Annotated in this window: 9 protein-coding genes; 8 read left to right on the plus strand and 1 reads right to left on the minus strand. The window is 65.2% G+C overall.

What is annotated here, in order from left to right:
• Positions 1–88: 88 nt before the first annotated feature.
• Positions 89–1,483, minus strand: coding sequence for an HNH endonuclease (locus DMX10_RS32575; protein ID WP_146603046.1), 1,395 nt, complete (start codon positions 1,481–1,483; stop codon positions 89–91).
• Between the two features lie 387 nt (positions 1,484–1,870).
• Between DMX10_RS32575 and DMX10_RS22470 the strand changes: the two genes are divergently transcribed.
• From DMX10_RS22470 to DMX10_RS22510, 8 genes are all read left to right on the plus strand, one after another.
• Positions 1,871–2,323 (plus strand): nitronate monooxygenase, encoded by a 453-nt coding sequence (locus tag DMX10_RS22470; RefSeq protein WP_256604848.1) that lies wholly within the window; start codon positions 1,871–1,873, stop codon positions 2,321–2,323.
• Between the two features lie 13 nt (positions 2,324–2,336).
• A complete protein-coding gene (locus DMX10_RS22475) occupies positions 2,337–3,095 on the plus strand; it encodes an enoyl-CoA hydratase family protein (RefSeq protein WP_111263160.1) in 759 nt (252 codons plus the stop codon).
• Positions 3,096–3,100: 5 nt separating this feature from the next.
• Positions 3,101–4,267 (plus strand): acyl-CoA dehydrogenase family protein, encoded by a 1,167-nt coding sequence (locus DMX10_RS22480; RefSeq protein ID WP_111263161.1) that lies wholly within the window; start codon positions 3,101–3,103, stop codon positions 4,265–4,267.
• Positions 4,268–4,277: 10 nt separating this feature from the next.
• Entirely contained in the window at positions 4,278–5,333 is a 1,056-nt protein-coding gene (locus DMX10_RS22485; protein ID WP_111263162.1) for an acyl-CoA dehydrogenase family protein, read from the plus strand.
• Between the two features lie 53 nt (positions 5,334–5,386).
• The gene (locus DMX10_RS22490; protein WP_111263163.1) at positions 5,387–6,535 is read left to right on the plus strand and encodes an acetyl-CoA C-acetyltransferase; all 1,149 of its coding nucleotides are present in this window, start codon (positions 5,387–5,389) and stop codon (positions 6,533–6,535) included.
• 63 nt (positions 6,536–6,598) lie between these two features.
• Positions 6,599–7,474 (plus strand): SDR family oxidoreductase, encoded by an 876-nt coding sequence (locus DMX10_RS22495; protein ID WP_111263164.1) that lies wholly within the window; start codon positions 6,599–6,601, stop codon positions 7,472–7,474.
• 1,032 nt (positions 7,475–8,506) lie between these two features.
• A complete protein-coding gene (locus tag DMX10_RS22505; protein WP_111263166.1) occupies positions 8,507–10,357 on the plus strand; it encodes a phospholipase effector Tle1 domain-containing protein in 1,851 nt (616 codons plus the stop codon).
• Positions 10,350–10,709: DUF2931 family protein (locus tag DMX10_RS22510; protein WP_146603047.1), on the plus strand; the 360-nt coding region annotated here is incomplete at its 3' end. The genes DMX10_RS22505 and DMX10_RS22510, both read left to right, overlap by 8 nt.

A 10,709-nucleotide genomic window follows, 5' to 3' on the forward strand; every position in this document is an offset into this window, starting at 1 on the left:
TGTTAGTTGTGCATGCAGCGCTCCGAATATCGTGATAGCTACAATATTATGAAATTTGCACGGCAGGTATTTCCGTTGCCTATTATCTCTAAAGGTTTTTAGATATGAGCGGCTGGATGACCTGGCGAACAACAAGCTCCATTCCGGCTGCACCATAAAGTAAGTTTTTCAGATTGTCTGCGTTAAACTGATTTTCGTTGTGCAGTCGACCTAGTTCAAACGCAAACAATTGCAAGGTGAGGTGCATGATATGCGAAGCTAGATTTGTCAGTCCGTCTTGCGTAGAAAGGTCACCCTGAATGAACATCTGGAGCATATTCTGAACGTTCGGAAAGTCGGAGAACAGTGGGCTCATTTCTTCAACTGCTCTTGAGAGGAGGTTGAATATTAGCTGGCGTTGCATATGAATAATGTCAAGAAATATTTGCTCTTTTCGTGCTGTTCTACTGTCAGCAATTTTTGTAAACTCTTCCATTATTTTCGTTACAGTTCGATTGGAGTGAAGGTCAGATAGTTTTCGTAGGAACTGTCCGAGCGCCGCCGTTGCTGATCCTGAGTGCATCATATCGTGAAGCGACAGCGTTCGATCCCCTAGTACAGGGGAGTGCTGCTCATCCTTAAGCTCCGTTACCGAGTCGCGTGCGTTGTCCGAGGTGGGGTCAATAAAAGACCTGACGCTCCGGATCTCTCCCAGCGGCTCTACATATCCGAGATCAATGCCCAAGTTTAGGCATGAGAAGAACGATATATATGCATAAGCATGGGATGTTTTCTCCGATACTCCTACCATTACAGCGTGTCCGAACGCGTAAGGGTTTTCTCCCACGACGTCCCTAGGATCCCGCCCATCCCACCAAGCCAAACTCTCCGGAAAGCTCGCTTTGTTATCATTTAAGTCTTCAAGCAGTAGAGCCTTCAGAGGATCAAGTCCTGGCTGCCGAGCTTCCACTGGAAAACTGTGGGCAAAGAAGGTAAGTGCCAAATAAGCCACTGCCTGCAGAAAGTCCACGCCTCCAAATCTTAAATGGATGTGGTTACGTTCCGTCTGATAATGACTCTGAACTCCCGCTGAGCCCTTAATTTCAAACCGCCACTCCCCGCCAGAATTCTCCTCAATCCAACGTTTAGCGACTTCCAAGTTCGGGGCCTGCAGTACAAATTCGCCATTCACATCGACTTTAGAAGGGTCAAAGGGCGCCGGCAGATCGACCTCAATACTAGAGCCTAGCAATACATACTTCGTATTCTCGTGATGGAATGTGAAAGGCTTAGGTGCCTCTTTGCGATCAGGCCTGATCTCTAGCGCGGCGTTCATCATTGCAAGCTGGCCTTCCAGCCGGGCAACCAGCCTGCCAAATCCATTGTTATGCTGGACGCAGTAGATGCCGCGATTTGTCCTACGACCCCCTAGCGCTGCTGGAAAAATGTGTTCCGCCGATTTCGCTTCAACAGCACACATGATGCAGTTTTTTGGCTTACCCACTAGGAGTTCCTCTATCTTACAGACCCAGGTTCCAGTGCCAATTCCGGTACTGGTGCGCACCTCAGCCCGTCTGTGACAGGGGTACGGGCTGTCTCAAGATAACAGGCAGAGCATTCTGCAGTCAGGCCTAGAAAGCCAAAGGCTATTCGCGGCTCAGTGTTATATATCCCCATGCCCATTGAGCCAGTGACCTTCGCGCCGTCTGCTAGTCTGATGTGTTGTTCTTCATCAGGAGGTGCATAGAGCCTGCATGGTAGGGCTGGTCACCCGAGCCGTAATTAGCTTTCTGATGTGGCCGGCTAAAAATAGGGTGTGCCCCTTCCTACGAAAAATATTCTTGTCGCAACTATTTCATTTTTTTTGCGCTAATTTCGAAACCCTACACCGGTGCCGGCCGCCACCCTGGAGCGCTACCTGAAGGTGCGCGACCCGGCGGCGATCATCGTCAGCCGCGCCATCGACGGCCTGCCGCAACGAATGATCCGCAACGAACTGCTCGACGCCCTGGAGCGCTCCGGCCGGCTCGGCCGCCTGCTTCTGGCCCTGCGCAGTGCCCTGGCCTACCGCCGCCACAGCGGCGCCAGCCTCGCCGCCCTGCTGGCCAGCGCCCTGAAGCTGCGGGGCAACGACGGCCTCAGCGCCGCGCAGACGCTGATGGCCGCCAACGCGCCGATGGTGATCCAGAAGGCCATGGTCGAGGGCCGCCCGGCCGAGGGCGTGCTGCCCGCCGGCCAGGTCGCCGCCGCCATCGACGGCCTGCCGGGCTGCGCCGAACTCATCGAATCCATCGTGCAGCAGGCCGAGCAACGGCTCGCCGAGCTGTGCCGCCGCGCATCCTGAGGGGGAGAGGGCCATGACCACACCGTTTCACGTCACGCAGGACAACGGCATCGCCGAGCTGGTCTTCGACCACCCGCCGGTGAACGCCTTCGACAGCCGCGGCTGGGCCGCCATCGCCGCCGAGCTGGAGCGCCTGGGCGCGGCGCCCGAGGTGCGCGTCATCGTCATCCGCGCCGAGGGCCGGGGCTTCTGCGCCGGGGTCGACATCAAGGAGCTGGCCGCCGACCCGGACCGCATCGTCGCGGTGAACAAGGGCAACTACGACAGCTTCCGCGCCGTGCACCGCAACCCCAAGCCGGTGGTCATCGCCGTGCACGGCTTCGTGCTCGGTGGCGGCATCGGCCTCTGTGGCGCGGCGGACATCCTCGTCGCCTCCGAGTGCGCGCGCTTCGGCGTGCCCGAGGTGGACCGTGGCGCCATGGGCGGCGGCGCCCACCTGCAGCGCCTGTTCCCGGTGCAGAAGGTGCGCCACATGTACTTCACCGGCGAGATGATCGACGCCGCCGAGGCCCACCGCTTGGGCGCCGTGGAGCGCGTGGTGCCCCGCGAGCGGCTGCGCGACGCGGCCCTGGCCATCGCCGCCAAGATCGCCGCCAAGAGCCCGGCCATGATCGCCCTGGCCAAGGAAGCCCTCACCGGCATCGAGGACGGCAACCTCGAAGACAAATACCGCTGGGAGCAGGGCTTCACCCTGCAGGCCTACCGCTCGCTGGATTCCCAGGAATCCCGCGATGCCTTCGTCGACAAGCGCGCCGCCAACTTCAAGGGCTGACACCTATGCAACTGACCTACACACCGGCGCAACAGGCCTTCCGCGAGGAAGCCCGCGCCTGGCTGGCGGCCAACGTGCCCGCCCAGCCGCTGCCCTCCTTCGATTGCGAAGAGGGCTTCCGCCAGCACCGCGCCTGGGAGGCGAAGCTCAACGAGGGCCGCTGGGGCATGGTCACCTGGCCCAAGGCCCTGGGCGGGCGCGGCTGCGACCTGATCGAGTGGCTGATCTTCGAGGAGGAGTACTACCGCGCCGGCGCCCCGGCGCGGGTCAACCAGAACGGCATCTTCCTGCTCGGCCCGACCCTGATGGAGTTCGGCACCGCTGCCCAGCAGGCGCGCTTCCTGCCGAAGATGGCCACCGGCGAGGAGGTCTGGGCCCAGGGCTGGTCCGAGCCCAACGCCGGCTCCGACATGGCCGCCATCCGCTGCCGCGCCGAGCGCCAGGGCGAGCACTACGTGATCAACGGCCAGAAGACCTGGTCGACCCGCGCCGTGTGGGCCGACTGGCTGTTCGGGCTGTTCCGCAGTGACCCGCAATCCAGCCGCCACCACGGCCTCACCTTCATCCTCCTGCCGCTGGACAGCCCGGGCATCACCATCCGCCCCATCGCCCAGCTCAACGGCCTGCCGGGCTTCGCCGAGATCTTCTTCGACGACGTGAAGGTGCCTGTGGATAACGTCCTGGGCGGGGAGGGCATGGGCTGGCACGTGGCGATGTCCACCGCCGGGTTCGAGCGCGGGCTGATGCTGCGCTCGCCGGCGCGCTTCCAGGAAACCGCGCGGCGCCTGGTGCAGCTGTACCTGGCCAACCAGGAAGCCGCCGACCAGGACCCGGCCATAGGCGAGGCGGTGATGCGCGCCTGGCTCGACGCCGAGGCCTACACCCTCAACACCTACATGACCGCCTCGCGGCTGGTGAAGGGCGGCAGGATCGGCCCGGAATCCTCAACCAACAAGATCTTCTGGTCCGAGCTCGACCAGCGCATGCACGAGACGGCGCTGTCGATCCTCGGCCTGCGCGGCGAACTGCTGCCCGAGGCACCGGACGCGGGGGAGGTCGGCCACTGGCTGGACGGCTTCCTCTTCGCCCAGGCCGGGCCCATCTACGCCGGCACCAACGAGATCCAACGCAACATCATCGCCGAGCGCATGCTCGGCATGCCGCGCGCATAACGGGGGCGCCATGGACTTCACATTCAGCGACGACCAGCAGCTGTTCGAGGAAAACGTCCGCGCGTTCCTCACCAACGAAGTGACGCCGGAGCGCATCCGCGAACTCTGGCAGGTGGAGGGCGGCCGCAGCGACGAACTCTGGGCCCAGCTCACCGAACTGGGCCTTACCGCCATCACCGTGCCGGAAGGCTTCGGCGGCCTGGGCATGAACGAGCTGGACTTCATCCTCCTGGCCCAGGAATGCGGCTACGCGGCGCTGCCCGAACCGCTGGTGGACACCATGCTGGTGGGCGTGCCGCTGCTCGCCGGCCTGGGCGCCGAGCAGCGCGACCTGCAGGGCGAATGGCTGACCCGCATCGCCGAAGGCCGGGCGCGCCTCGCCGTGGGCCAGCCGGGCAACCCGCTGGTGGCCGACGCCCACATCGCCGGCCTGCTGCTGCTGCCCCACGGCGACGAGGTGCACGCCGTGCGCCGCGAGCAGGTGGACCTCACCCGTAACGAGTCCGTCGACCCCAGCCGCCAGCTGTTCCGCGTGCACTGGCAGCCCGGCGCCGCCACCTGCGTGGCCGAGGGCGAGCTGGGCCGCGCGCTCTGGGCCGCCGCCCACGACCGGGGCGCCCTGGGCACCGCCGCGCAGCTGCTGGGCCTGGCCCGGCGCATGGTCGACCTGGCCGTGGACTACAGCTTCGAGCGCAAGCAGTTCGGCAAGCCGGTGGGTGCCTTCCAGGCGGTGAAGCACCTGATGGCCAACGCCGCAGTGCAGATCGAGTTCGCCAAGGCACCGCTCTACCGCGCCGCCTACGCCGTCGCCCACCACCTGCCGGGGCAGGGCGCGCAGGTCTCCCACGCCCGCCTGGCCTGCGCCGAGGCCGCGCTGCTGGCGGCCAGGAACGCCATCCAGACCCACGGCGCCATGGGCTACACCTGGGAAGTCGACCTGCAGCTGTTCATGAAGCGCGCCTGGGCCCTGGACAAGGTCTGGGGCGACCGTGGCTGGCACAAGGCGCGGGTGCGCGAGGCGCTGTTCTCGGGCGCCATCACCCCCGGCGCCGGCCACACGTTCTAGCCACTCAAGACCCTACAACAGCCGTTTCTCCACAGATTGCAGCGAGACCCGCCATGCCCGACGCCTACATAGTCGACGCCCTGCGCACCCCCACCGGGCGGCGCAAGGGTGGCCTCAGCCACATCCACGCCGCCGATTTGGGCGCCCACGTGCTGCGCGAGCTGGTGGCGCGCAACCCCATTCCCGACGCCGACTACGACGACGTGATCTTCGGCTGCGTCGACACCATCGGCCCCCTGGCCGGGGACATCGCCCGCACCTGCTGGCTGGCCGCCGGCCTCCACCAGGCCGTGCCCGGCACCACCATCGACCGCCAGTGCGGCTCCTCCCAGCAGGCCGTGCACTTCGCCGCCCAGGCGGTGATGAGCGGCACCCAGGACGTGGTCATCGCCGGTGGCGTGCAGACCATGACGCAGATCCCCATCTCCTCGGCCATGACCGCCGCCGAGCCCCTGGGCTTCAGCGACCCCTTCTCCGGCTCCGAGGGCTGGGTGAAGCGCTACGGCGCGCAACCGCCGACCCAGTTCCGCGCCGCGCAGATGATCGCCGAGAAGTGGGAGCTCTCGCGCCAGGCCCTGGAAGCCTACGCCCTGGAATCCCACCGCCGCGCCCTGCGCGCCATCGAGCAGGGCCGCTTCGCCCGCGAGATCGTCCCCCTGGCCGGCGTCGAGCACGACGAAACCCCGCGCCACACCAGCCTCGACCAGATGGCCGCGCTGGACCCGCTGTTCGGCTGCGACCGCGTGACCGCCGGCGTCGCCAGCCAGACCTGCGACGGCGCCAGCGCGCTGCTGGTGGTCTCCGAGGCTGCGCTCAAACGCTACGGCCTCACCCCCCGCGCGCGCATCCACCACATCAGCGTGCGCGCCGACGACCCCATCTGGATGCTCACCGCCCCCATCCCCGCCACCGCCCACGCGCTCAAGCGCGCCGGCATGCAGCTGGAGGACATCGACCGGGTGGAGATCAACGAAGCCTTCGCCTCCGTCGCCCTGGCCTGGCTGCAGGAAACCGGCTACCCCCACGAACGCACCAACGTCAACGGCGGCGCCATCGCCCTCGGCCACCCCCTGGGCGCCACCGGCACCCGGCTGATGTGCACCCTGCTGCACGAGCTGGAACGCAGCGGCGGGCGCTACGGCCTGCAGACCATGTGCGAAGGCGGCGGGCAAGCCAACGTGACCATCATCGAACGGCTTTAACGGGGCCCTTCACGCTGTTGAACGCGCCCCGGAAAACCTGCTCTACCCAAACGGAGAACTCCAATGCCAATCTGCCAAGACCGCATCGTCCTCATCACCGGCGCCGGCGGCGGGCTGGGCCGCGCCTACGCCCTGGCCTTCGCCGCCGAGGGCGCCAAGGTGGTGGTCAACGACATCAACCTGCCCGCCGCCGAATCCGTGGTGGCGCAGATACGCGCCGGGGGTGGCGAGGCCTTCGCCAACGCTGGCGACATCACCGACTACACCGCCGCCGGGGCCATCCTCCGCCAGGTGCTGGACACCTACGGCGACCTCCACGTGTTGGTGAACAACGCCGGCATCTGCCGCGACCGCATGTTCGCCAGCCTCAGCGAAGCCGACTGGGACGCGGTGATGGCCGTGCACCTCAAGGGCCACTTCTGCCTCGCCAGCCACGCCGTCAGGCACTGGCGCGAACAGGCCAAGGGCGGCGCAAGGTTGCAGGCGCGCATCATCAACACCAGCTCCGGCGCCGGGTTGCAGGGCTCCATCGGCCAAGCCAACTACTCAGCCGCCAAGGGCGGCATCGCCTCCCTCACCCTGGTCCAGGCCGCCGAACTGGCGCGCTACGGCATCACCGCCAACGCCCTGGCCCCGGCCGCACGCACCGGCATGACCGAAACCGTGTTCGCCGATGTGATGAAAAAGCCCGAAGACGGCTTCGACCACTTCGCCCCCGAGAACGTCGCGCCCCTGGTGGTGTGGCTCGGCTCCGAAGCCTCCCAGGGCGTCACCGGGCGGATGTTCGAAGTGGAAGGCGGCAAGCTCTCCATCGCCGATGGCTGGCGCAAGGGCCCCGAGTTCGACAAGGGCGCGCGCTTCAATCCCGAAGAACTGGGCGGCGTCATCGACCGCCTGCTGGCCGACGCCACCCCGCCGCAGAAGGTGTACGGCAGCTAGCCGCACGCACCCCGTGTGCGAATTCATTCGCGAAAGCCCCCGCCCGGCGTACACCCGTAGGGGCGATTTCAATGGCTCTGTCTGCGTTAAGTGTTGCTAGAAGAACTAAGCCCAGCTGATTGCCGAGTTTTGTTGGTGCTTCTGGTTTCGCCCTCCCGGGCGAGTCCCTTTTCCAATCGTTGAAAAGGAACCAAAAAACTTGCCCCATCATCCGGCCCGACTGCGTCGGGTTCCCTCACTTCATCGCCGCTCCGGGGGCCGGCGCGAAGGGCCATCCATGGCCAGTCGCGCCTCTCGTGGCATCCATGCCACTCGTCCCCCTGCGCAACGACTGCGTTCGGCCTCCTGGAGGGGCGTTGGCGGCTGCTCCAACTTTCTTCGTCTAACGCATCGCCACGTGGTGCGCACAGGCTTTCGTAGGATGGTGTAGAGCGAAGCGAAACCCATGCGGTGGAGGTGGAAGAAATCCATGAATGCCCGGAAAGCACCGTGCTTGAGCGCTTGCATTAAAACCACAACAGCTAACGCAGGCAGAGCCATTTCAATCGCCTTGGGGCAATACCGTTGCCCCAAAGACCCCTCCCTGCGAGAGGGGCCAGGCCCTGCCAGTGAAGGTGGCAGAAGTTCATGAATGCCCGGAAACCACCGTGCCTAAGCGCTTGCTTTAAAGCCACAACAGCTAAAGCAGACAGCGCCATGTCAATCGCCCCAGTCAGCCAGCACCTTCTCCTCCATTCGCACGGCGCACTCCGCCAGCCCCGTTTCCAGTGTCGGGCTACTGATCCCGGCTGCCTCCGGGCGGGCACTGTTTCCGCACCGCGACCCCGTGGGCGGGAAGCCAACGACAACCCTGTCGCCCCAGCCACCGCTTCCGACCGGCCCTTCGAGGCTTTCGGTCCTTTCCTATATACCCGTCGTGATCCCGCCGCCGAGCCTGTGACCCAGCCCCTTGCTCTTTGGCAAGGGGGCGCTTCCAACATCAACGGATAAGGGACGCAACCCGCGTGGAGGCGCCCCTTGAGAGGGCATTCAATGGCTATCGGTTACTTCATTCGCCAGGGCGACAAAACGACTTGTGGTGGCGTGGTGCTGGAAGGCGATCCGACCTTCCGCCTGGGTGGGCTGCCCATGGCACGCCAGGGTGATCGGGTGATGTGCGGCAAGGACGGCAAGATGTACCCCATTCTGGGAGGCATCCAGAGATTCAGGTCCGGCACCTACGCAGCCGGCACGCTCGACAGCGTGAGCGGCTGCCCCTGCAGGTCGCAGCTGGTGCCCGTGCAGTTCGATGCCAGCTATCAGGCGGGCAGCGGGGCAGCCCGGGTCGCTGCTGGGCCTGCACCGGCTCTTGCCGTGGCCCCGGTGCCGCCTGCCCCAGCGCCATCTCGGGCCGCTCCCAAGCCGGTCACCAGCGATCCGCTGGAAGAGGAGGAGGAAGAGGAGGAACTGGAAGAGGACGGCATCGTGCTGCACCTGGGCCTGTTCTTCGACGGCACCGGAAACAACCTGGCCAACAGCGAGACGGTGGCAGGCTGCTATGCGGTCAACTTCGAGATGTCGACGGAGATGGGCGAAGACATCCGCCAGCACTGCGCTGCCTACGGGTATGACGGCCGAGGCAACACCCCGGACAACAGCTACGGCAACGATGTCAGCAATGTCGCGCGACTCTATGAGCTGTATCGGGACGACACGCTCGAGCGTTTGCCCCCTGGAGCCGAAGAGGCCTATCTCAAGGTCTACATCGAAGGCATTGGTACCCGCAGCGGCGAGAGCGATTCCCTCTATGGCCAGGGGACCGGCGAGGGGGCGACTGGTGTCGTAGGGCGGGTCAAGGAGATGCCTGCCCTGGCATCGATGCAGTTGGACCGCTTCAGGGGGACGAATCCCCACGCCAAGATTCGTCGTATCGAAATTGACCTGTTCGGCTTCAGCCGGGGCGCCGCCTCCGCGCGGCACTGCGCGAATGACCTGCTCAAGGGTGCCAGCAGCCTGCTGGCTGGTTCGCTACCCAGTGGCTCGCCCTTGCTGGCGGGTGGGTTCGCCTGGCGCCATCGTCGCGACTTCGCCCTCAACTTCATCGGCTTGTTCGATACCGTGGCCGGCATCGTCTCCCCGGCGCGCTTGGATTTTAGCCCGCACAACGCCCGCAACCCCGGAGTGGACCTGCGGTTGGCCCCCGGCAGCGCACGCAAGGTGATTCACCTGGTCGCCGACGATGAGTACCGCCACAACTTCTCCCTTACCCAGGCCGAACAGGACATCGTGCTGCCGGGCGCCCATTCGGACATCGGCGGTGGCTACCTGCCCCTGGCCCGGGAAAAGCTGCTGCTGAGCAGGCCGGACAGCGGCGTCGAGATCGCTCAGCTCGCCAACGAGCGCAGTGCTGCCTTCGTCCGCACCCGACGGCGCTTCGATCAGGAAGCGCGTCGCTGGCTGGCCTACGTAGCCCCCGAGGGGCTCGACATCGTCACCTGGTCGGTCCAGACCCAGCAGCGCACGCGGGACACCCAGGCGGAAAAACGGGTGTACGCCGCCATCTCCGGTGAGCGTGAGGTGCGCGGTGAGCTGTCGCTGGTGTACCTGCGCATCATGCATGAGTGGGCGTTGCGCGCCGGTGTGGGCTTCAGAGCGATACCAGGCACCCAGGCTTTTGCGTTGCCCGGCGAACTGCAACCCATCGCCGCCAAGCTGCAGGCCTTCGCCCTGGGCGAAGCATTCACCCCGCTTACGGACGAAGAAGTCGCCTTGTTGCGGCGCCGCTACATCCACCTCTCGGCGAACTGGAATGCCGCCAAGGGCTGGAACAACAGCGCGTTGGGTCCCGTGTTCATCAACCGCCCGGCCGACGGCATGCAGCGTAAGGAGCACCCCAATGAGTGAATTCAAGGTGCTGCTGGCAGCGATGCTGCTGCCCTGGCTGGCCGGCTGTGCCAATGGCGCCCACCGCCTGCCCTACGACTCCTGGCGGCTGGGCCTGGGCACTCCCAACTACATGGACGTGTGGATCGAGACTGCCGATGCGGTGGACGTGCAGGAGCGCGTCTTCCGCCGCGCCATGAGCGGGATCGGTTCGACCCAGCACCCCAAGGACATCGACAGCACGGACCCGCGCGGCTGGCCGGAGCAACCCGGGGCAGGGGCGGGCAAGCAGGTGGGTGGGGCGGACGTGCCCCGGCTGATCTACGTGCGCTGGCAGTCGCTGGTGGAGCCGCAGACCTACGAGGCCTATATC

This window comes from Pseudomonas sp. 57B-090624 (assembly GCF_003234055.1).
Lineage (GTDB): Bacteria > Pseudomonadota > Gammaproteobacteria > Pseudomonadales > Pseudomonadaceae > Metapseudomonas > Metapseudomonas tohonis.